The sequence below is a fragment of the Shewanella sp. 10N.286.52.E4 genome, assembly GCF_041468785.1.
GTDB classification, from domain to species: Bacteria; Pseudomonadota; Gammaproteobacteria; order Enterobacterales; family Shewanellaceae; genus Shewanella; species Shewanella electrodiphila.
The window spans coordinates 38,094-61,661 of record NZ_JBFRJJ010000020.1; the positions used below are offsets into that span (position 1 = coordinate 38,094).

Consider the following 23,568-nt stretch of genomic DNA (forward strand, 5'->3'; position numbering starts at 1 on the left):
AGGCCTTATCATGACGTACTTTACACTGACAATAAACACTCAATGGGGTAAAAAAATGTTTATCCGCTAAAGTAAATAAATAAGAAAACTAATTACTTAGCACCGCCACATTTACCTTCACCACACTTACCTTCTTTAGCTTTACCTTCAGCAGCTTGTTTCATATCGCCGCCGCATTTACCTTCACCACATTTGCCTTCTTTGGCTTTTTTCATGTCGCCGCCGCACTTACCTTCACCGCATTTACCTTCTTTGGCTTTTTTCATGTCACCGCCGCATTTACCTTCACCGCATTTACCTTCTGCAGCTTTTTTCATATCGCCGCCACACTTACCTTCACCACATTTACCTTCTGTGGCTTTTTTCATGTCGCCGCCACATTTGCCTTCACCGCACTTACCTTCTTTAGATTTGCTTTCGCCACCATCAAGTTGGTAACCGGCATTCATTTGCTCAAAACCAAATGGGTTCGCTTCAACAGAAGTTGATACACCTGCAGTTAATACCACTGCGCCTAAAGCCATTGCTACTGTAGTTTGTTTTACTGAGTTCATAATAATCTTCCTTATATTCAAACTTTATAATGGTGACCAACAACTAACAGTGCTGGCTTACACTTTAATAGACCTACAACCGTTTACTTTTATTTCACAAAAATTGATCTAAATCATAATTATTTTCAAAAATTCTTGCTAGAAAGCCCAGGCTATTTGTAATCATAGTGTAAATTTATGATGTATCAACCTGATATTTAAGATTAATATTACTTTTTCAACTTATTTGTATTTTTTCACTGTATTGAAATGAATTTGTATAAAAAGCTAAAGTCGCTAGAATGGCGCTCCTTTAATTGACAACAGGTTGAACCGTGCGCGTAGTATTAGCTCCGATGGAAGGCGTCATTGATGATTTGATGCGAGAAATATTGTCTGAAATTAATCCATATGACTTAGTGGTCACTGAGTTTGTGCGAGTAATCAGCCAATTGCTTCCTGAAAAAGTGTATTACAAACTTTGCCCTGAACTCCATAACGGCGGGTTTACCGCATCAGGTACCCCTGTTCGTATCCAATTATTGGGGCAACATCCAAGTGTAATGGCTGAAAATGCCCAACGAGCCGTAGAGTTAGGCTCACAAGGTGTTGATGCTAACTTTGGTTGCCCTGCAAAAATGGTCAACCGCAGTAATGGCGGCGCGGTATTACTGCAATACCCAGATACCATCCACGATATAGTAAAAGCCATGCGAGATGCTGTACCTGCTGAGCAACCTGTTACCGCAAAAATTCGTCTAGGCTTTGAAGATAAGTCTTTGTTTATGGAAAATGCGTTAGCTGTATATGAAGCTGGCGCCACAGAGTTAGCTATTCATGCACGCAGTAAAGTCGACGGTTACAAACCACCTGCTTATTGGGAATACATAACCGAAGTACGTGAGCGCTTACCGATTCCAGTGATTGCTAATGGTGAGATTTGGAATGCTGATGATGCCAAGCGCTGTATGGAAGTGACAGGCTGTGACAACATCATGCTTGGTCGAGGGGCTATGTCGCTACCAAACTTAGCGGCAACCATTAAAGATGGCGTAGCACCTTATACATGGTCGCAAACCTTAAGTTTACTGCTGAGCTACACCCAAAAACAGCTTGTTGGCAAAAAATCTGATTATTATCCAGCACGGGTGAAGCAATGGTTCACTTATCTTAATAAGCAATACCCAGAAGCAGACATATTGTTTAGAGAGTTAAGAGTGATGAAAACAACAGATGATATTGTGGCGATTTTAGAAAAAGCATACGAACAAAATAATAAATAATGGAATTAGTTATTTGGTAACCTGCACTTTATATGAATAAAGCTTAATATTAGATGACATAAATGAAGCCTTGATTTGATCTCCATCATAACAATACTGCTGTATAGCGTTAGACTACATACCCAGTAAAATGATTAAGTAATTAGGCCCTTTTGTGAGTACTCAAGAGATACAACAAACATTAATGCAAAAAGAAGCACAGCTTAAATACGAGCTAGTGCATCACCTGAATCAGCAGGTTAATGTAAATAGTGCAGCTCAAATTCATTTTAATATGAGTTTGACAGAGCTGATTGAGTTAATGAGTAGCCAAAATTTAACAGACAGCCCCCTTTTCAGCCAACTGACTCGCCTAGATGCTGCTCTTTGCCAACTAGAATTAGGTCTGTATGGTTTGTGCTCTGATTGCGAATCTGAAATAGAACCAGATAGATTAGCAATCGATCCTACTGAGCAGCGCTGCGCTCATTGTGATGCAAAACACCGTCAAGAACACCGCCAAGAATTGCGTTTAAGTCACTAAATCTCACCTCAAAAATTCAGCTAAACAAACCGTTTATTACTGTTTTTATTTTTTTTTAAGAGAATTTGGACCATAAAAAAACCTCCGAATCGCGGAGGTTTTTAGTTTTAAACTATAAAATCTTTAGAACTTTTGGTTGATTCTAAGGTAATAAGTACGCCCTAACACATCGTATAGACCCGTATTAACGTCACGGTAGTCAGCAAAGTCGTACCAAGTCGGTGCTTCTTCATCAAACAAATTGTTTACGCCTACTGTTACAGTGCCATTCCAGTCATGGGTGTAGCCAACTTGCAAGTTATGCTTAAAGTAATCAGGGGTATCAGTGATATAGCTATAACCTAAATCACGCCAGTAATCACCCGATTGGCTACCAATGTATACTGTTGTCCAAGCAGCACTGAAGTCGTTGTAATACCAAGCTGCGGCTAGATTACCACGCCACTCCGGATAATCTTGAATACCAGCAAGGTCGATAGCTTCAGACTCTGCACTAGCTTGCTCTTCAAACTCTAAAATATGTGTTAAATCAACTTTAAAGTTGAAATCACCAAAGCTAGTTTCTAGATTATAAGATGTAGCAAAATCGAATCCGCTTGTATTTAAAGAGGACATATTGATATAGCCACTCTCTAAGTAATCAATTTTACCGTCATCATTACGAGTGACTAAACTAGAGCCACCATTGATTTTTTCATCACGAATAACATCGGTCGCACTTACTGCTTCGATTTTGTTATCGTACTTAATGTCATAGTAAGAAAGCTCAACACTCCAAGCATCCGTTACATTCCATACTCCGCCTAAGGTTAAAGAATTCCCCTCTTCTGCTTCTAAGTTTGGATTACCACCGAACCAAGTCTTGTGTTGATTATTATTAGCACAGTAACCAGGATCTAGGCTTGCGTTAGTTTCACACCACACAGAATCATAAGCCGTTTCAAAGCTTAAAGATTGAGAAGAAAACATTTCGCCCATGTTTGGCGCTCGGAAAGAATCACCATAACTAGCTCGTAAAAGTAAAGAATCGACTGGTCTCCAGCTCAAACCAAACTTAGGCACAACGGCATCAAAAGTAGAAGAGTTTACAATTTCGCCTGTCGCACCAGTAAGTGTTCCAGATTGCTCATACTTTTCATACCTAACAGCAACAGATAAGTCTACATTAGCTGGCAAACCTACTTGGATTTCAGTATATGCTGCAGTGCGGTCTCGTTCTGCATCAACATCATCACCACCAGAGCCACCAGAAATAATACCAGCAGCAGACTCAGGGTCAGACGTTTGTTTGAAGTTAATCATTTCATATTCAGCACCCACTAACATCGCCATTGAAACCATATCGTTTTCAAATAATAATGTTGATGCAAGACCATCTATTTGAGTGCTGTCGAATTTACCTTGATATACACCAGTATGATTAGCAGCACTATATAATGCTGTCATCTGGTTATTCCAATCCTCATAACTCATACCTGATGTATTAAAAATATCGTATTGATCGGTATCCAGTTCACTTTGAATGATGTTGTCATTAACCAAGTTATAGTTAAATGAGTTAGTTGTTGAGCCTGAATATTGCCCATTTATTTCCCAGTCGATCCCATTTCCAACATCAGAAAAACCAACAAACCCACCTAAAATATCGAAATTATTTGTTTCTGTTAATGTATCACGCTCGCCAATTTGTACAGAGCGCATATAAAGTGTCATGTCAGAATCAGTCGGGTTATATTGGCTATCTGCAGAAAGTACTGGATAGTTTGTAGAAACAGGTGTTCCTGCATAACGAGTATTTGTTTCACTTAAGGATGCAGAGCCACGTCCTCTAAATTGAATATCATCAGTGATGTTATAATTGAAGTTAGTCATGAATGAGTTTCGCGTCATATCACCAAATAACTTAGTTACTGCGCCATAATCATATCGGCATTGACCACTGTTATTATCATCAACTTTATCAACTGTATTTTCAGTTTGATCGCACAAATCTGAGTTGGAATAAAAATCATATACCCAAACTTCTTTACCATCTTCATCAAAAACTAAATTTCCATCGTCATCAACTTTCTGGATGTTTGTATTGTAATAGCCATTTGGCACTGAACTAAAAACACTATTAGCATCATAAGAAGGATCATTCACATTCCAAATATCACGATCCATAACAGCTTTAGTATCATAATATTCGTAGGTAAATGTCACATTACCTTGATCTGTATTAAAGCCAGTTGCAATGGAGAAGCGATTGGCATCGCCACCTTCTACCGAAGGTTGCTCTGTACTGAAGTCTAACTGAAAACCTTCAAATTCTTTTTTTGTAATAATGTTAATTACACCAGCGACTGCATCAGAGCCATATACAGCCGATGCACCGTCACGTAAAATTTCAATACGCTCTACTATCGCAATTGGTATTTGGGAAGTATCAGCTGTTGCTCCAGAACTTGAACTTGTGCCTGGCATGCGACGACCATCTAACAACACTAAAGTTGCTTGTGAGCCCAGACCGCGCATATTAACACTACTTGTCGCACTCGCACCTGAACCATAACCAGAAGTTCCACGCCATGATCCAAATGCATTAATAGATGAGTTATTTAAGACATCAGCAACGGTTTTTTCACCAGTAAGTGCTATATCTGCAGCACTTAGTACTGTGACTGGCGAAGATGTCTCCATATCGACTTGCTTAATACGTGAACCTGTTACTTCAATTCTTTCCACTTTCTCTGGTGCATCTTCAGCAAATGCAACACCTGAGAAAGCAACTGATGCTGCTGTCGCAGCTAGAATACTGCGACGAATCGCCTTAGCTGTTAACGTTAATGAACTCATGTAAATCTCCCTGGATGTTAGTTTTACTAACACATTGACTTTTTATTGTTTTATTTAGTTAAACCGAGGTTATAACCTCAACTCGATACTGTTAAAACAACGTAAATCATTCAATGAGGGATACATTAATTTAACGAATTGGGTACAAATTGATACACAAAACAGTGAGCTAAATCACCATAGAACAGCAAATAACCTTGAAAAACATGTGGTTGATTTTCACTAAGATATTAAACCTTAAAAGCTGAGGTGGGAGATACAAAAAGAAACACCTGATATATGGAAGTAAAAACAACTTAACACACTGATACAACTGTAAATAATAAGAATAAAATCGACAGATACACCTTACATATGTTTAGGGAACGTTAACTGGTTATTTTGTTTTAAAAACAAAAAATCCCAGCCGATATCTCGACTGGGATTTTATTAACAAGATTTCTTAAAAATTAAGACTTCTTGATTAGAACTTCACGCTAGCACGAACGAAGAAGTAACGACCTAATACATCATAAGTGTACGGATCGGTATTCGAATCGTTATTACCTGTGTAGTAAGGAGGCTCTTCATCTAATACGTTATTCACACCACCTGACAATCTAACTGTTTCGTTGATGTCGTAAGATGCTGAGATATCGTGGTAAACAATTGAGTCAACAGAAGGCGCGTAACACTCACTTGGATCATCTTTACAAGCGAATGAATCCATACCGTCAATGTAACGAGCTTCATAAGTCGCTGACCAATCGTCACCTGATGCAGTTAAGTTAAAGTTAGTTTTTAACTCAGCATATGCACCTACACCACCAGTGATGTAGCCAGTGTAATCAACTGCATTGCCATCTTGGTCAAATTCTTCGTATGTATCTAAGATAGAAGTATCAAGACCTGCTTTCCAATCTAAACCTAAGCCTTCGAAAGTATAAGCAAGGTTGATATCAAAACCAGAAGTGTTGGTTTCACCAATGTTTTGCAAACCATTATCAAATGCAATACGACCTGTGTTATCAATCGAGATATTCGCTGACTGACAAAGAGCAGTACCTTCATTGATCTTATTACCATTAGCATCTAAACACTGGTTAGCAACATAGTTTGAATCAACTGAAGTAATTGTATTTGTAATAGCAATATCGTAGTAATCAACAGTTAACGATAAGCCTTCAACATAGCTTGGAGAATAAACTAAACCAAGAGTTGTGATATCAGCTTCTTCAGGAGTAAGGTTAGGATTACCACCTACTGTGACTTCTGCCTGAGTTTGCTCTGTAGCTGGATGAACAATTTGATCGAAAGATGGAGACTTACCACCGTATAATTCATCTACAGTTGGTGCACGGAAAGCGGTAGATTGAACACCACGAACCATCAAGTCATCAAATAAACGCCAAGTTAGACCTAATTTCCAAGTGCTGTCATCACCGAATGTGCTGTAATCGAAGTAACGAATTGCAGCGCTCATATCAACTTGTTGAGCTAGTGGTAAGTCACTTAATAAAGGAATCGCTAATTCAGCGTAAAACTCACTAACATCAAATGAACCCGATGTAGCTTCTACACGTGGGTCATTAGCAAGACCTTGAGCAGTTAATGAATCAGGAGTGAAGTATGCAGATTCTTTACGGAATTCATAACCCGCAGCAAAACCCATGGTACCAGCTGGTAAATCTACGATGTCGCCTGAAAGTGACAAAGCTGCGATATCCAGTTCACTACCACCTGCGTTAACTTCTGTATAAACAAATGGAGAGATACTATCACCCATCCAAGAAGACTGTAGGAATGGGTCAAAATCACCAGCTTGAACAGCATCATTGATAGAGCCGATGTTGTGTAGGTTTGCTAATGTGTCAACTGAATCATTCTTACCTTTGTTGTAAGAAGCATCCCAAGTCCAACCATTTTCGAACTCTCCTTCAAGGCCAACAACTAAACGAATAGTGTCAACAACCTGAGAAAAGTTACGAGTACCAGATTCAACCATACGACGACCATAGCTTACTTCTTCGCCAGCTTGAACCCAAGGTAATAAATCGTCAGTCATGAAACCGCCAGCTGACATTGGCTTGTATTCCCAAGCTGCTGCGTTCCAAATAGGCTGAGGTGCCATTTGTTGATCAGACCAACGCTTAGAGTACATCGCTTCAGAGAAGAACATAATGTTGTCTGACAGTTCGTAAGTACCTGCCATGCTTAGATTCAAACGCTCCATTGGCGTTGAAAGGAAGCTGTCTGCAGAATAGTTATAACGGTCATCATTTGTGAAGTCATGGTATTCACCATCACGACCACTTAAGTCAGCTGCTGATTTTCCATCAAAATACTGGAATTTAGCCTTGCCTTCACCATCATCAACATATTCACCGTAAAATCCAGAATCACCGATAGCATAAGCGCCATCAACACCAGTGCCTACGATGTTAAAGTTTTTATCACCCCAAACGTGTCCACCTTGTGAGTATGAAGAACCGGCACAATATAGGCCGTCAGCACCTTCAGCGATAGGACATTCTGAGAAATCACGATCTGCTTGGCTCGCGTCACCACGTTTGGTGTACTGCGCGTTGATGACAACGTTACCTTTATCGAAGGTATTACCCATAGTGAAATCAATGCTTGATTCGTCAGCGTCGCCTTGACCTGACATACCTGTTTGAACATTTAGTTCAAAACCATCAAAATCACGCTTTAAAATGACGTTAACAACACCAGCAATTGCATCAGTACCATAAACAGCTGAAGCGCCATCTTTAAGTACTTCTACACGTTGGATCATTGAAACAGGAATAGTGTTCAAATCAACTGAAGATGCAGCGCCTGTACCTGAAGCGATCATACGACGACCGTTAACAAGTACTAGAGTACGCTCCGCACCCAAACCACGTAGGTTTACGTTAGTGTTACCACCAGAACCATTGTTAATACCAGCATTTGTCATAGCGCCACCAGAAGAAGTCATCTTCTGTAATACATCATCAATAGATGTAGCGCCTGATGCTATAATTGCTGACGCATCGATCACTGTAACTGGGCTAGCCGTTTCCATATCGGTACGTTTAATACGTGAACCAGTTACCGCAATTCTTTCTACTTTTTCAGCTTGTGCTTCTTCAGCAATTACACTGCCTGAAAAAACTGAACCTGTTGCAACGGTTGTTGCTGCTATTGTCAAAAAGCCACGGCGGATTGCCTTAGCTGTCAAAGATAATGAACTCATTATTAAACTCCCTTCGTCATAATCAAACATAAAGTCACGACGTTATATTTTTTATTTTTAGGTTAATTATTTAATCAACCGAGAGCATTATTGTTAAATAAAATGACAATAGTCAACATCTATTACAAATTAATAACCAAGTATCATCACATTGATACAGACTCAATATTAACATGTGTTAAATTATTGTTAAATTACTATATAACAAGCACTTAGCGAATTTCAAGCTCACCAAGTTAAATATAATGTTGTTTTTTGTTAACCTTAAGTTATTAAAAAGATTAAATCAGATCAAATATTAAACAATTAAACTAACCCCAATATTAATAAGTTAAATTACAGATCTTAAAACTACGACTTAATTAACAAAAATTTAACTTAAGTAACAATTATTATTAAAAAAATAATTTTAAAATCACAATAAAATTTATAATTAGAAGTTTAATTTGCTTATTATTTAACAAATAAGCGACATTCAGCCAGATTAAAAAAGAGTAATTACTCAAGCTGATTAGAATAGGATTGCAGCAATTGAATTTTTAGCAGGTAGAAAAGCAATACTTATTCACATATTTGGCAATAAGAAAGCCTCGGTGTCGATTGGAAGCACAAAGAAAACCAATCTATAAATCACCTACAAGCTCGGAACTGGGGCTAGAGTAGAAGATCGAAAAGGTATCAGCAATTTTTAGACACAAAAAAGGAGCCATATGGCTCCTTTTAATCTAATTCAATTAAGAATTAACGAGTACGTGCACATAACTCTTCAGCACTGAAGAAGTAAGCAACTTCACGTTCAGCAGATGCTACAGAATCAGAACCGTGAGCAGCGTTCTCATCGATGCTTTCTGCGAAATCTGCACGGATAGTTCCTTCAGCAGCTTCAGCTGGGTTAGTAGCACCTAAGATTTCACGGTGAGCTAGAACAGCGTTTTCGCCTTCAAGCGTTTGAACCATGATAGGACCAGAAGTCATGAATGCAACTAAAGCACCAAAGAAAGGACGTTCGCTGTGCTCAGCGTAGAAGCCTTCAGCTTGTTCTTTGCTTAGGTGAACCATTTTAGAAGCGATGATTTTCAGGCCAGCAGTTTCAAAACGGTTGTAGATAGCGCCAATGTGGTTTTTTGCAACAGCATCTGGCTTAATGATAGAAAAAGTACGTTCGATAGCCATGAAAAGCTTCCTTCTTAATATAGGGTTTTTAAATTCGCGCGGATTATACGAAATTTACGCCTAGATGCATAGGGCTAATGGTGTCACATAATCAAAATGTCATCATGTGACTTAGCTTCTAGTCAAATTGTGATTCAACTCAAGCAAATCAACTATACAAAAGTAGCTGCAGCACCGCTTTATCGAAAACGAGGAAAACAGCAGATTAATCTTTAACCTGGATTAACAATTGGCTGTAAGTAGTTAAGTAACATCTTAGGTAATTGCTGCACGAATTGCATCTGTGTCATTGAGCAAGCGATTGCTGGTGTCAGGTTTGGATACAGAATTTTATCAAGCAGGCCATTGATCATCATATATATCGCCATATCTGCAGCTTGCTGCTTTATTGATGTAATATTAGCAGCCTCGTTACTATCAACAAATTGTAATAGCAAATGAGACAAGCGGCTATACGCTTCATTTCTGTCTAAAGTAGGATTTGCAAACATGGTGTCAGGATGTAACCGCGCATTTAGGTGAATGGTCCTAAATACACTTTTTCTATCGTCAAGGAATGTATAAGTGGACTCACATAGTGATATCACTCGATCCTCGAGCGTGTCGCACTCAATTGCTTCCATTTCCTCAATCCACTGCCCAAGCTCTTTTCCAAATGCATCATATAGAAGTGGTAGTAATGCTTCTTTGTTCTCAAATCGACGATAAAACGTCCCTACCGACACCCCTGCGCCTTCAGCTAATTCTTTAATACTGATATGTTCAAAGTACTTAACCTTTAATGCATCTTGTAAAGACTGCAGAAATTTATCATGAGTCACTTGGCTACGTTTTTGTTTTGGGCGTAAATCTATGGCTGACATGCATTTTTCCAGTTCGAAATCAGGGAGGAAACCAAGGTAACAATTCCAGTGTATTGTCACCTTAAGCATCATACAATTTCTACTGGCTAAACTCTAATTCAACAGGTCATTTACTGCGCTGTTAAGTTAATGTAACCCTACTATCGCTTTATTATCAGCAACGATTTTTTTAGTGTCATAGCCAATGCCATTTTTAAATACCACTGGCATATCTTGAATTCGACTAATATCAACACTCAAATCACCATTTATTAATACTAGATCAGCATTCTTACCGACCTCAACTGAGCCAATAGTTTGCTGCTTATTAAGATAGTTTGCTGCATTCAAGGTGGCGATTTTAATCACTTCTTCTACACTAAAGCCTGCTTCATAAAGTAGCTCAATCATACGTTGATTTGAAAATCCAGCAACGACCCCGCCATAGCCGGTAGGGTCCGTTCCGGCCATCAACAAGCCGCCAGCTGCAACAAACTTCTTTTCTAATTGCATCATTTTATTAAACACGACTGGCCAAGTAGCGTCTTCTTGCTGAGAAATAGTGAGCCAACGATTTTGATACTGCTCTCTAACTTGTGGAATGAGCGCTTCTAATGCTAAAGGGTAAGCTTGTGGTCGCCCTTTTGTGAACGTTTCATAAATAGTTAGCGTAGAAGTAATAGCGACTTTCTTTTCGACTAAATAGGCAATGAGATCATTGACCTCAGGTGAATCAATATCTAAATCAACTAATGACTGATGTGCCCCTTCTGGGCACATATCTTTCTGTTTGTCTTTAACAAAATCAGTAGCGGCAAAGAAACCATGTTCAAGGTTATCGATTCCCATCTCAGCGGCTTCTCGATAAGTTATAGAGCAAAGATGTGCTGTCACTTTATGATCCCGCAAATGCGCTTGCTCTATGACTGTTTCAAGCTCTTTTGTACGAATATTAATATAGGCTTTATATGACGTTACCCCTTCAGAAACCCAGTAATCTATCATTGCCTTAGCATTTTCTGCATCCCGAAGCGCTTTGAGTTTTAGAATTGGCAGCCCTGGACCATTTAAATACGGCGCAGTAACATCCATAGCAGGACCAATAGTGTCACCTGAGTTAATGGCATCTCTTACATTTAAATCCCCGTAAGGTGAAGTGGTGCCAGCAGTCCTTACCGTGGTTGCACCGCCAGCTAGGTATAGTTTGGGAAAGCTATGGAGCATTTCGGTGTAATGGGCTTTTCCGGTGGGATAAAACATATGCTCATGCATCATGATCAGGCCTGGAATTAAGGTTTTCCCCTTACCATCGATGATAGTGACGTCCTCTGCAATCGTTGTCGAAGCAGAAGCCATTATCGTTTTAATTTTCCCAGCCTCAATAACAACAGTTTGCGCTTCCTTAATTTTACTGCCAGTTCCATCGATGATATTGACATTGGTAATTGCAATTTTAGGTTGATCATAAGATATATAACCACTCGCCACAGCACTTAAAGAAATACTGTAAAGCAGCATACCTAGTGTGCAAAACAATTTAGATTGATTCATCCTTAACCTTATTCAAATATATTTTGAACAAGATGATATAGTGCAAACAGATTTATGTAAATCTAGATTCACATTAAGGGTGATTTTTTATGTTATTTTGCAGCAATACATTCAATTTCAATGCTGGCACCAAGAGCGAGACCTTTGACTGCCATAGTACTTCTTGCGGGATAAGGGGAACTAAAATGCTGCTTATATACCTGATTAAATGCTGAGAAATCTTCAATATCCGTAAGCATCACAGTGCACTTAACCACATCTTTCATTTCATAACCCATTCGACCTAAAGACCCTTTAATGCCTAATAATGTCGATTGAGTTTCCGCAACGATGCCACCTTTAACTAAGGTCTTAGTCTCAGGGTTAAATCCTATTTGACCAGATAAATAGACAGTCCCGCCGACTTTCACCCCTTCAGAAAATGGCAAGGTCATGTCACCTTCCTGGGTATTTAAAAAACTAACTTCACCCTCTGAATAGCTACCAAGATTTACTGGCAGCACTTTCTGTTCAGAACTCTGCACAGCATTAACATAAAAACTCGCTAAAATAGATAAACTGACGATCAATTTCATTGTCATCCCTTAATATTATGGTGTTGTTGAAAATGTGCTTATGCCATGTAAAGTATTCAACCAAGGTTGTGCTGAACGATGCCAGATTTGCATAACCGGCGTTAATTCATTTCTTTGATCCACAACGCCTAAACGAATTCCATACACCCTCGACTTATCACCAACGGAAGTGGCGTACATTGCAGAGCCACATTGCTGACAAAAACCTTGGGCTCGTTGATTGCCACTTTCGGCAACTTTGATGTATTCCTTTGGCGTGCCTTTGATAAAATTCATACCGTCAACTTCTGACATCACTACCGTCCTAAAAGCACTAGCCGATAGTAATTGGCAATCAGTGCAATGACAGATGACAACTTTTTCTGGTAAAACCTTGGCAGTAAAAACTAACTCACCACAATGGCAATGTCCGGTGATGTTCATATAGTCCTCTAGAAGAAATGATGCTTATTTAATTTGCGAACTTAAATTCACAAATAAGATAGTTAGATTGATCCAACATTGCAACTTAAAATCGCGTCAATGAATCAATAAGTAAATTGCTTGGAGATAAATACAATAACCAACTTAAAAATAACGACCGAAGGGGTTATGAATGAAGGAAGACTATGAATTAAGGTGGTTTTGAATGAAGGCGGTTATGAATAATGACGTAAAGAATAGTAAAAAATTTCCAAAAAAAAGCAACGACTATGAAAACACATACACCGTTGCTCAATGAAACTGTCCTATTGAATAACGATAGGACGTTGCCAGTATCTGAAACTAGTTTAGTGCCCTTCAGACACCATGTTGACAGTGTACTTAGGGATATCAATCACTAAATCACAATCAACCACTTTAGCCTGACAAGAAAGACGGCTTTCAGGCTCTAAGCCCCATGCTTTATCTAGCATGTCATCTTCTAACTCATCACTTTCTTCAAGTTGGTCGAAGCCTTCACGCACAATACAGTGACAAGTAGTACATGCGTTCGACTTTTCACATGCATGCTCAATGTGGATGCCATTTTTTAGCGCGACGTCTAAAATGGTTTCACCGACTTCGGCTTCAACAACTGCGCCATCTGGACACAGCTCTTCATGTGGTAAAAAAACTAACTGTGGCATTTCATCACCTATATATTTTCAACAGACTGACCTTTCAGTGCTGCTCGAATTGAATTATCCATACGACGATTAGCAAACTCTTGAGTTTGTGCATCTAATGCTTCAATCGCTTTTTCAATGGCGTCAGTATCATCACCTTGAGCAGTCAATTGTAACTGTTCAATTGCAGCGTTGATATCAGCAAGTTCTTGTGGGTTTAATAAATCAGCATCTTTAGCAAGTGCTGCACTTAAGGTTTCAACAACTCTTGAAGCCTCAACTTGCTGCTCAGCTAACATGCGACGAGTAATATCATCTTTCGCATGCTTCATTGAGTCTTTTAGCATTGTAGCAATTTCAGTATCAGATAAACCGAATGACGGTTTAACCTGAATCGTTGTTTTCACTTCAGTGGACTTTTCCATTGCTGTCACACTCAGTAACCCATCTGCATCGACCTGGAATGTGACTCGAATGTGCGCAGCGCCAGCCGCTAATGCAGGAATACCATTTAAGGTAAAGCGAGCTAATGAACGACAATCATCAACTAACTCACGTTCGCCCTGCACTACATGAAATGCCATTGCCGTTTGGCCATCTTTAAATGTTGTGAACTCTTGCGCACGGGCCACAGGAATTGTGGTATTGCGCGTTACTACTTTTTCAATTAAGCCACCCATTGTTTCAATACCAAGGGACAGTGGAATAACATCCAATAATAATAAATCTGACTCAGGCTTATTACCTACCAAAATATCAGCTTGGATTGCCGCGCCAATGGCAACGACACGATCAGGGTCAATTGACGTTAGTGGAGTCTTTTTAAAGAAGGTTTCTACTTGCTCACGCACTAATGGTACACGAGTCGAACCACCGACCATGACTATCTCAATGATGTCATCTGCAGTCACATCGGCATCACGTAATGTACGGCGGCAACTTGCAATCGTCTTTTTAACAAGCGATGCAATTAACGATTCAAATTCAGCTTTCGATACTTCCGCATTAACTGTATCGCCATTTTCAAGCGTAACAAATGCAATACAAGTATCTGCATTGGTTAACTGCTCTTTGACACGACGAGACTCAATTAAAAGCTGACGAGACAAAGAAGCTGAAAGCTCTGTCAGTCCAAAAGCTCGCTGTAAGTGCGCTTGCAACAGGTGGTCAAAATCATCACCGCCTAGCGCAGAGTCGCCACCTGTGGCTAATACTTCAAATACACCACGATTCAGACGTAAAATTGAAATATCAAACGTACCGCCACCCAAATCATAGATAGCAATCACACCTTCTTGTTTGGTGTCTAAGCCATAAGCAATCGCTGCTGCAGTAGGCTCATTCAATAAGCGTAATACTTTTACACCCAAAAGCTCTGCTGCATCTTTAGTACCTTGACGCTGAGCGTCATCAAAATAAGCCGGTACGGTAATAACAACCCCTTCTAAATCTCCGCCTAATGTATTTTCAGCGCGACTAATAAGAGGTTTAAGTATTTCAGCAGAAACTTGCACAGGGTTAACAGCGCCCTGAGCAGTATTAAAAATAGGTAGACCATTATCACTAGCAGTCAGCGAATATGGGAGTTGTTGCTCGCCAGATTGAATATCAGCAAGACTGCGCCCCATAAAGCGTTTAACAGAAACGATGGTATTTTGCGGATCTTTTACAGATAGTGCTTGGGCTGCTAAACCTGTTTCGATGCTGTCGACACTATAATGTACAACTGAAGGTAAAGAATGTTGATTACTGTCATCAGGTAAAGTCAGTGCTTCACCACTTCTGACAGCCGCAACTAATGAATTTGTTGTACCTAGATCGATACCCACAGCAAGGCGGTGCTGATGAGGCGCGGCGCTTTGACCGGGCTCAGCGATTTGAAAGAGGGCCATAGTATTCCAATTATTTATTAGTCTGGACTCAATTAGAGACAATATAAAGGCACTGTTATTTTAACAGCGCGGAATTAATCTAATAATGAATCTTCGACTCTTGCGAGTTCATCCTGCAATTTTGCCATAAATTTTAGCTTTCTTATTTGATCCGCTGCAGATAAATTATTTTCATCTGATTCGGTTGCTAATAATGTGGCAAGTAATTGCGAAAGTGTCTTTTCAAAGCCAGCAAATGACTGATATAAATCATCGATTAATTCATCAGCTTGTTGACTATCTTTAATATCTTCTAGGGATTCACGCCATTCCATTTGCTGCATCAAAAAAGCAGTATCTTTGACTGTCGTCGTTTCATGGCTTATATCAATGCCACGTAAACTTAACATGTGCTCTGCACGTCTTAATGGATTTTTTAGCGTTTGATAACCGTCATTTACCTGCGCAGTGCGTTGCACAGACAACAACTTTTGTTGTTCTGACTCGTTAGCAAATTTATCGGGATGAACCGCCCTTTGCAGCTCGCGGTAGCGCTCTGCAAGGTTGGCGGTGTCGATATCAAAGGAAGGTGTTATTTGAAATAATTCAAAGTAATTCATTGGCAGATATCATGCTCTTAGTTGGTAAATTAGAGTGAAGCTTCACAATTAAACAGTAAAGCTTTCACCACAACCACATTCACCTTTGGCATTAGGGTTGTTAAATTGAAAACCTTCATTAAGGCCTTCTTTAACAAAATCTAATTCAATGCCTTGAAGATAGATAAAGCTTTTAGCATCAATGATGATATTAACGCCTTCAATCTCAAAAACGTCATCATCATCATTTGCTTCATCAACAAACTCAAGCACGTAAGCCATACCAGAACAGCCAGATGTTCTTAACCCTAGGCGTAAACCCAAGCCTTTTCCTCGATTAACTAGGAAAGATTTCACTCGTTCAGCCGCAGCTGGGGTCATTGTTATTGCCATCTTAACTCCGGTATTACTTGTCTTGCTTTGATTTGTACTCATCTAATGCTGCTTTAATAGCGTCTTCGGCTAAAATAGAGCAATGGATTTTAACTGGTGGTAATGCAAGCTCTTCAGCAATGTCAGCATTCTTAATCGTCGCTGCTTCATCAACACTTTTACCTTTAACCCATTCTGTTACCAGTGAGCTAGAAGCGATTGCGCTGCCACAACCATAAGTTTTGAATTTAGCATCTTCAATGATACCGTCTTCGCCAATTTTTAGTTGAAGCTTCATCACGTCACCACATGCTGGTGCGCCAACCATACCTGTTACCACTGAAGGGTCATTCTTATCAAATGAACCTACGTTACGTGGATTTTCATAATGTTCGATTACTTTTTCGCTGTAAGCCATAACAATTCTGCTCCGTTTATCGCTATCGATAATAATGTATTAGTGATGTGCCCACTGAACTTGGTCCAGATCGATACCATCTTTGAACATCTCCCAAAGTGGAGACATTTCACGTAACTTACCGATAGAATCATCAATTACTTTAATTGCATGCTCGATATCTTCATCAGTGGTAAAACGACCAATTGAGAAGCGAATTGAGCTGTGTGCCATTTCATCATTTAAGCCTAATGCACGAAGTACATAGCTAGGCTCTAAACTTGCAGAAGTACAAGCTGAACCTGATGATACGGCTAAATCTTTAAGGGCCATCATTAATGACTCACCTTCAACAAAATTGAAGCTCACATTAAAGATACCGCAGTAGCGTTGTTCCATATCGCCATTGATATAGGTTTCTTCGATATGCTTAATGCCAGCCCATAATTTGTCACGTAGACGAAGTATGCGAGCATTATCTTCAATCATATCTTGCTTAGCGATAGCAGCTGCTTCGCCTAGGCCAACAATTTGATGAGTTGCTAATGTACCACTACGCATACCACGTTCATGGCCACCACCATGCATTTGCGACTCTAAACGAATACGAGGTTTACGACGCACGTATAATGCACCAATCCCTTTTGGTCCATACATTTTATGGCCAGAGATAGAAATCAGATCAACTTTAGTGGTTTTCACGTCAATCGGTAATTTACCTGCACTTTGTGCAGCATCCATATGGAAGAAAATACCTTTTGAGCGACATAACTCACCAATTGCATTAATGTCTTGAATAACACCAATTTCATTGTTCACATGCATGATGCTCACTAAAATTGTGTCATCGCGCATTGCACCTTCAATCACTGATAATGGAATAAGTCCATTGTCACTTGGTTCAAGGTAAGTCACTTCAAAGCCTTCACGCTCTAATTGGCGACAAGCATCAAGTGTGGCTTTATGTTCTGTCTTGCTCGTGATGACATGCTTGCCTTTCTTGTTATAGAAATGCGCAATACCTTTAATAGCAAGGTTGCTTGATTCAGTCGCACCCGATGTGAATACGATTTCGCGGTGATCCGCGTTGATTAAATCAGCCACTTGATTACGAGCAATATCTACTGCTTCTTCGGCTTGCCAACCATAACGGTGAGAACGAGATGCAGGGTTACCAAACACACCGTCCATTGTCATAAATTGGACCATTTTGTCGGCAACACGTTTGTCGACTGGGGTTGTTGCGGCATAATCTAAATAGATAGGAAGCTTCATCATACACTCCGTACTGAGCAGCCATCTTTGTGACCACTTACAACGTACATATAATTGTTATCGATACAACTACATAAAATTACAATGTAACTCTATGCTCATTCTGCATTTCGTCTTGCTTTAACGAGATAAATTGAACATCTCTTTTATCCATTAATCCAGCAAGCGTAATGCCATCTAAAAATTCTGAAATTTGTTTACTTAAATCTCCCCATAATGAATGGGTGAGACAACGGGAGCCACTTTGGCAATTCCCTTTTCCCTGACAACGAGTCGCATCAACTGACTCGTCTACAGCATGCACGACCATGCCAACAGAGATATCATTCGCTTCTTGTCCAAGACGATATCCGCCTCCAGGACCACGAACACTAGATACAAGACCATGTTTACGAAGCTTAGCGAAGAGTTGCTCAAGATAGGAAAGCGATATTCCCTGTCTTTCAGAGATATCCGCTAAGGGAACTGGCCCGGTGGCTGAGTGAATAGCAACGTCCAGCATAGCTGTCACTGCGTAGCGACCTTTTGATGTCAGTTTCATAACGTTATTTGCTCCCATATACTATAGGGCAATTTCACCATACCCGAGTAAATTAGTCAAGTATTTAACCTAGTAAATCACTCAAGTATTATCTCTCGTTCGCTGCTAACAATTTAGGTCTACAATTTTGCACAGGTATTTAACCTTTTTATACTACAAGATTCAATGCTAGTACGGCATTAATTGAGCGAATATGTGATAAAACTGCAGTAAGTCAAAAAAAACAGGTTAATGTGAAAAGCTCACGACTCAAAAATAAAAAAGTCGATACCTTTAAGTGGGTATCGACTGGATATTTTTCAAGTCTAATGATTAAATTATCGGATCAAACTTATCAATTTCTTGAATTCGCTTTTCTGCAGCTTCTTGCTCTGCTTCATTAAAGTCACCCACATTCAACTCTGGTAACTTTTCAGTGCAAACTTCACCGCCCATAGTTTGTACAGCTTGGCAAATCTCTTGCACTTTAGAATCCATCAAATGCATATGATCAAGCATTTGACCAATCGCACTGGCAACTGGATCTGGATTATCAGGAGATACTGCATAAGCATCAAACCCATATTTCTTCGCCATCGCACTGCGACGTTCAGTTTGTTCTTTCGATTGCGCCGAAGGTTTAGCAACTACCCTTGCAGGAATACCCACAACAGTCGTTTCTTTGGCGACATCTTTAACTACAACAGAATTTGAACCGACTCTAGCACCGTCATGCATGGTGATTGGGCCAAGAATTTGAGCGCCTGCGCCAATAACCACATTATTTTCTAATGTTGGGTGACGCTTACCAGCTTGCCATGTTGTGCCACCTAAGGTCACACCGTGGTAAAGAGTACAATCATCACCAATTTCAGCAGTTTCACCAATAACAATGCCCATGCCATGGTCGATAAAAAATCGGCGACCTATTGTAGCCCCTGGGTGGATCTCAACCCCAGTGAACCAGCGAGAAAAAGTAGACAAACATCGCGCTAACAGATGCCATTTAGCATTCCAAAGCTTATTACTGATGCGATGAATCCAAATCGCATGCATGCCTGGATAATTGACTAAAATCTCAAAGCTACTATTCGCCGCAGGATCTCGGTGATAAATAGATTCAATATCTTCCTTTATTCGCGCTATCACACCCATGTCACAGTCCTTCTTTCTACCACTATAAAATTATGACTTTTTTACTAAAAAATAAGTTATGACTCTTTATCGTTACTGCTTTCTTCTTTCGGCATTTTTTTATCTATTGAGGTCAAAATACCACGAAGAATATTCATTTCAGCCGTTTCAACACGAGCACGGCTAAATAAGCGTTTAAGCTTGGTCATGATCTGACCTGGGTGATTTTTAATAATGAAATTTGTCTTAGTTAGTGTCGACTCAAGATGAACATAAAAGCGTTGTAAGTCTTCTGAGAGTGGGTATTCTTCTTCAAAAGTCGCCTTTTCATCTAATGCTAAGTGCGCCATACGAGTTTCATAACAAATGATCTGCACCGCTTGCGCTAAATTAAGCGAGCTATATTCAGGGTTTGCAGGAATAGACACGTGATATGTACACTCTTGCAGCTCTTCATTACTTAAACCGTGGTTTTCACGACCAAATACAATAGCTACAGGCCCTTTAATACTTTCCAGAGCCAGCTTTTCGCCCGCTTCTTTCGGGACTAACATAGGCCAATCTAGTGTTCTGCTACGTGCACTCGTTGCAATCACCAAGCTACAGCCAGCAATCGCTTCTGAAAGTGAGTCAACAATCGTCACGTCTCTAATCAAATCGGCTGCACCTGCAGCAAGTGCAATAGACTGTCCATCAGGCTGCACTCTAGGTTCAGCAAGGTATAAGTTTGATAAGCCCATGGTTTTCATGGCTCTAGCGGTAGAACCGATATTTCCGGGATGCGATGTCCCAACTAAAACAACACGTATATTACTCAGCATGAAACTACTTTAATCGTCTAAAAATCTATTTGCGGATAGTAACACAAGCTGCAAATAATTCCTTATATGAAAATCTGCATTTGATAAACCTGTCAAAATGCGTATAATTACGCGGCTGATTTATTCGTTCTTTAACATCCAGGGGATTGCTATGCATCCGATGCTGACTATTGCCACGCGCGCTGCACGCGCTGCGGGCCAAACTATTATGCGCGCCTATACTGAACTCGACAAAGTTGAAGTTGATTCAAAAGGTCTAAATGACTTTGTTACAAGTGTAGACAAGGAAGCAGAAGCTACCATTACATACCAAATTCGTAAGTCTTACCCAGATCATACGATTGTTGGCGAAGAAGACGGTGAAAACCGTGGTTCAAATAAAGATTATGTATGGATAGTCGATCCTTTGGATGGTACCAACAATTTCGTTCGTGGTATCCCTCATTTCGCAGTATCTATCGCAGTTCAATATAAAGGCAAAATTGAAGTTGCCGTTATTTACGATCCTGTTCGCGAAGAATTATTCTCTGCTGTTCGCGGTCAAGGCGCTAAAGTAAATGACTTCCGCTTACGTGTAACTGGTGTAAATGAACTCGCTCATACCATGATTGGTACTGGTTTCCCGTTCAAATCTCGTCAACACACTGAAACTTACATGAACATCTTAGGTGAAGTATTCCCTGTATGTGCTGACATACGTCGCGCAGGTTCAGCGGCACTTGACTTAGCTTATGTTGCTGCAGGCCGTTTAGATGGTTTCTTCGAAATCGGTCTTAAGCCTTGGGATATCGCTGCAGGCGACTTAATCTGTCGTGAAGCAGGCGGTACCGTAACAGATTTCACTGGTAACCATAATTACCTAACTTCAGGTAACGTTGTTGCTGGTTCGCCTAAAGTGACTTCAGAATTAGTTAAAATTATGCGTCCTTTACTCAATGATGGCCTTAAGCGCTAATCATTAGTCTGACCAATAACGGTTAGAACAATTAAAACCGCCTGACTTAAACGTCATTGGCGGTTTTTTTATGCCTGAAATTCCTAAACCGTCTATTAAGGCGCTAGAAAGTGATGATATTAGAATAAATTTATAATTTTTGACCTAGATCACTCAGTAAAACACGGCCTAGCAGAATATACTGAATTATCAATTAAATTAATAATAAGAGATGTAATAATCATGCCGCTTCCTATACTCCGTCAAATAGGTGTTAAAAGCCTAAAAAGCGTCGAACATGTCGTTTTATTCATTATTTCTCTTGCGACGGTCTTCGCCATTGGCGAGGAAGTGTTGCACATGTTTCACATCAAAACGGTAGAACTTGCTGATCTGCTATTACTGTTTATTTATCTCGAAGTCTTAGCCATGGTGGTCAATTATCTTGAGTCAGGTAAATTGCCTATCCGTATGCCATTATATATCGCGATTGTGGCACTCGCCCGTTACTTAATTCTTGATATGAAGGATATGGATGATTGGCGCATACTGGCTATATCACTATCAACAATCGTGCTAGCAGCAACGGTCATTGTCATTCGATGGGGCCAACTAAAACTCCCATATCCAAAAAATAAAGATATGGAACATTAAAAATTGATGAGTAACTATTCTTAAGAATTGATATTTTAATTTGAATAATTAAGCGATAAGTGACTAACTTATCGCTTTTTTTATAGATGTTGATTAGTATGAATTAGCGGATAAATTATGCTCATTAATAAAAGTAAATACGGAGTAAGGCGGTTATGTCTAACGAACCCACAGGATTTGAAGAAAAAAGAAACTCATTACGAGTGGATATGGAAGCCGAGCGCATTTTATTGCATTGGATAGATTCATCAGGCGAGCCTTGTGAAGATTATGCTGTATGTATTGATTTGGCGCGCAAAGGTATCCTGATTGACTATAAGAGTGCGTTCAATCTTGGAGATTTAGTCGCTATCACTTTTAATCACAATACTGAAAAACAAAACACGATTAAAGGACAAGTCTGCCGCTGTACCGAAGCTAACCCGCAAAGCTTTCATATTGCCTTACAGCTTGTTTAATACCGTATAAATTCTCACACAGTAAACGTATTTAATGGATAGCAGCCTTGAATAGAAATTGATTTCAAAACTTATGATTTAATGAGTTATTTTGAACTATGATTAATTTAAGGTGGTAGAAATCTCATAAAATAAGGTTGCGCTATGATAATACTGGTCGGTGGTGAAAAAGGTGGCAGTGGTAAAAGTTGTTTAGCTCAAAACCTTGCTGTATATGTTACCGAAACCTTCAAAGCCAATGTATTAATGGTGGACTGCGATCCACAACGCACCACATCTGATTGGATCCAAGCGCGCAACTCACAAACCGACTTAAAGCCAATAAACTGTATTCAGCTCTACGGTAAAATTCGTAATGATCTATTAAGTTTGGGTGAGCGCTTTGACTACGTCATTGTAGATTGTGGTGGCCAGGATAACTTAGCGATGCGCGCAGCGATGTCAGTTGCCAGTTACGTTGTTATTCCTTTAAGGCCAAAACGCCGAGACTTAAAAACACTCCCCCACATGGAAGATATGCTCAGTACCTGTAAAATGGTGAATCCAAAAATGGTCGCTACTGTGGTTATCAGTCAATGCCCAGCCCTTCCCTCGCAATTTAAACGCATACTTGAAGCCAAAGATGTCGTCAAATCGTTTGGACTCACCGCTTTGAATGCTGTCACTTTTAATCGCAATATTTATGATGATAGTGAAGAAAGTGGTTCATCAGTACTAGAAATAGATCCTCAAGGTAAAGCCGCCCAAGAAATCACAAATATTGCTGAAGAGTTATTTGCGATACCGCCCGATGACAGTTTTGAATTTTAAACTCAAATTCATACTCACTTATTAGCAATAACGGCAATCGGTAACGCCAAAATGTGATCATGACTCATAAATGAACTAAAAATCGTTGCCCAATTCAGTT

Annotated in this window: 23 protein-coding genes; 6 read left to right on the top strand and 17 right to left on the bottom strand. The window is 39.7% G+C overall.

The window, feature by feature from the left end:
* Positions 1-92: 92 nt before the first annotated feature.
* Entirely contained in the window at positions 93-554 is a 462-nt protein-coding gene (locus AB4153_RS10555) for a hypothetical protein (protein ID WP_371997342.1), read from the bottom strand.
* Between the two features lie 314 nt (positions 555-868).
* On the opposite strand from AB4153_RS10555, the gene AB4153_RS10560 reads away from it, so the two are divergent.
* Both AB4153_RS10560 and AB4153_RS10565 read left to right on the top strand, forming a co-directional pair.
* The gene (locus AB4153_RS10560; protein ID WP_371997343.1) at positions 869-1,816 is read left to right on the top strand and encodes a tRNA-dihydrouridine synthase; all 948 of its coding nucleotides are present in this window, start codon (positions 869-871) and stop codon (positions 1,814-1,816) included.
* A 154-nt stretch (positions 1,817-1,970) separates the two neighbouring features.
* A complete protein-coding gene (locus tag AB4153_RS10565) occupies positions 1,971-2,339 on the top strand; it encodes a TraR/DksA C4-type zinc finger protein (protein WP_102529633.1) in 369 nt (122 codons plus the stop codon).
* 123 nt (positions 2,340-2,462) lie between these two features.
* Here the strand turns inward: AB4153_RS10565 and AB4153_RS10570 are convergent, their stop codons facing one another.
* The 16 genes from AB4153_RS10570 to trmJ all read right to left on the bottom strand — a co-directional run bounded on the left by AB4153_RS10570 (position 2,463) and on the right by trmJ (position 20,612).
* Positions 2,463-5,177 (bottom strand): TonB-dependent receptor, encoded by a 2,715-nt coding sequence (locus AB4153_RS10570; protein ID WP_303515956.1) that lies wholly within the window; start codon positions 5,175-5,177, stop codon positions 2,463-2,465.
* A 463-nt stretch (positions 5,178-5,640) separates the two neighbouring features.
* On the bottom strand, positions 5,641-8,394 hold the full coding sequence (locus AB4153_RS10575) for a TonB-dependent receptor (protein ID WP_303515954.1): 2,754 nt from the start codon (positions 8,392-8,394) through the stop codon (positions 5,641-5,643).
* Between the two features lie 741 nt (positions 8,395-9,135).
* Entirely contained in the window at positions 9,136-9,567 is a 432-nt protein-coding gene (gene ndk / locus AB4153_RS10580; RefSeq protein ID WP_102526368.1) for a nucleoside-diphosphate kinase, read from the bottom strand.
* 212 nt (positions 9,568-9,779) lie between these two features.
* Positions 9,780-10,430, bottom strand: coding sequence for a TetR/AcrR family transcriptional regulator (locus AB4153_RS10585; RefSeq protein ID WP_229368827.1), 651 nt, complete (start codon positions 10,428-10,430; stop codon positions 9,780-9,782).
* A 126-nt stretch (positions 10,431-10,556) separates the two neighbouring features.
* Positions 10,557-11,960 (bottom strand): amidohydrolase family protein, encoded by a 1,404-nt coding sequence (locus AB4153_RS10590; protein WP_102526366.1) that lies wholly within the window; start codon positions 11,958-11,960, stop codon positions 10,557-10,559.
* 92 nt (positions 11,961-12,052) lie between these two features.
* Complete coding sequence (locus AB4153_RS10595; RefSeq protein WP_303515946.1) at positions 12,053-12,535, bottom strand: Rid family detoxifying hydrolase; 483 nt, start codon at positions 12,533-12,535, stop codon at positions 12,053-12,055.
* Between the two features lie 15 nt (positions 12,536-12,550).
* Positions 12,551-12,958, bottom strand: coding sequence for a GFA family protein (locus AB4153_RS10600; protein WP_371997346.1), 408 nt, complete (start codon positions 12,956-12,958; stop codon positions 12,551-12,553).
* A 347-nt stretch (positions 12,959-13,305) separates the two neighbouring features.
* The gene (gene fdx / locus AB4153_RS10605) at positions 13,306-13,644 is read right to left on the bottom strand and encodes an ISC system 2Fe-2S type ferredoxin (RefSeq protein ID WP_102526364.1); all 339 of its coding nucleotides are present in this window, start codon (positions 13,642-13,644) and stop codon (positions 13,306-13,308) included.
* Between the two features lie 8 nt (positions 13,645-13,652).
* Positions 13,653-15,515, bottom strand: a complete 1,863-nt coding sequence (hscA, locus tag AB4153_RS10610; protein WP_371997347.1) for a Fe-S protein assembly chaperone HscA — start codon at positions 15,513-15,515, stop codon at positions 13,653-13,655.
* Positions 15,516-15,589: 74 nt separating this feature from the next.
* The gene (hscB, locus tag AB4153_RS10615; protein WP_102526362.1) at positions 15,590-16,114 is read right to left on the bottom strand and encodes a co-chaperone HscB; all 525 of its coding nucleotides are present in this window, start codon (positions 16,112-16,114) and stop codon (positions 15,590-15,592) included.
* Positions 16,115-16,162: 48 nt separating this feature from the next.
* Entirely contained in the window at positions 16,163-16,486 is a 324-nt protein-coding gene (gene iscA, locus AB4153_RS10620) for an iron-sulfur cluster assembly protein IscA (protein ID WP_102526361.1), read from the bottom strand.
* Positions 16,487-16,499: 13 nt separating this feature from the next.
* Entirely contained in the window at positions 16,500-16,883 is a 384-nt protein-coding gene (gene iscU, locus AB4153_RS10625) for a Fe-S cluster assembly scaffold IscU (RefSeq protein ID WP_102526360.1), read from the bottom strand.
* Positions 16,884-16,922: 39 nt separating this feature from the next.
* Positions 16,923-18,137, bottom strand: a complete 1,215-nt coding sequence (locus tag AB4153_RS10630) for an IscS subfamily cysteine desulfurase (RefSeq protein ID WP_102526359.1) — start codon at positions 18,135-18,137, stop codon at positions 16,923-16,925.
* A gap of 79 nt (positions 18,138-18,216) precedes the next feature.
* Positions 18,217-18,678: a Fe-S cluster assembly transcriptional regulator IscR gene (iscR, locus tag AB4153_RS10635; protein WP_055024669.1), complete on the bottom strand. Its 462-nt coding sequence runs from the start codon at positions 18,676-18,678 to the stop codon at positions 18,217-18,219.
* 312 nt (positions 18,679-18,990) lie between these two features.
* Positions 18,991-19,812 carry a serine O-acetyltransferase gene (cysE, locus tag AB4153_RS10640; RefSeq protein ID WP_102526358.1) on the bottom strand — a complete coding sequence of 274 codons (822 nt, stop codon included), beginning with the start codon at positions 19,810-19,812 and terminating at the stop codon, positions 18,991-18,993.
* A 56-nt stretch (positions 19,813-19,868) separates the two neighbouring features.
* On the bottom strand, positions 19,869-20,612 hold the full coding sequence (trmJ, locus tag AB4153_RS10645) for a tRNA (cytosine(32)/uridine(32)-2'-O)-methyltransferase TrmJ (protein ID WP_229368834.1): 744 nt from the start codon (positions 20,610-20,612) through the stop codon (positions 19,869-19,871).
* Positions 20,613-20,763: 151 nt separating this feature from the next.
* Here trmJ and suhB point away from each other — a divergent pair, with 151 nt between their 5' ends.
* The 4 genes from suhB (at position 20,764) to AB4153_RS10665 (ending at position 23,468) form a co-directional block, all read left to right on the top strand.
* The gene (gene suhB / locus AB4153_RS10650; RefSeq protein ID WP_229368835.1) at positions 20,764-21,567 is read left to right on the top strand and encodes an inositol-1-monophosphatase; all 804 of its coding nucleotides are present in this window, start codon (positions 20,764-20,766) and stop codon (positions 21,565-21,567) included.
* A 222-nt stretch (positions 21,568-21,789) separates the two neighbouring features.
* On the top strand, positions 21,790-22,200 hold the full coding sequence (locus AB4153_RS10655) for a phosphate-starvation-inducible protein PsiE (protein WP_102526355.1): 411 nt from the start codon (positions 21,790-21,792) through the stop codon (positions 22,198-22,200).
* 155 nt (positions 22,201-22,355) lie between these two features.
* The gene (locus AB4153_RS10660; RefSeq protein WP_371997350.1) at positions 22,356-22,658 is read left to right on the top strand and encodes a PilZ domain-containing protein; all 303 of its coding nucleotides are present in this window, start codon (positions 22,356-22,358) and stop codon (positions 22,656-22,658) included.
* 144 nt (positions 22,659-22,802) lie between these two features.
* Positions 22,803-23,468 (top strand): AAA family ATPase, encoded by a 666-nt coding sequence (locus AB4153_RS10665; RefSeq protein ID WP_371997351.1) that lies wholly within the window; start codon positions 22,803-22,805, stop codon positions 23,466-23,468.
* Positions 23,469-23,568 lie beyond the last annotated feature (100 nt).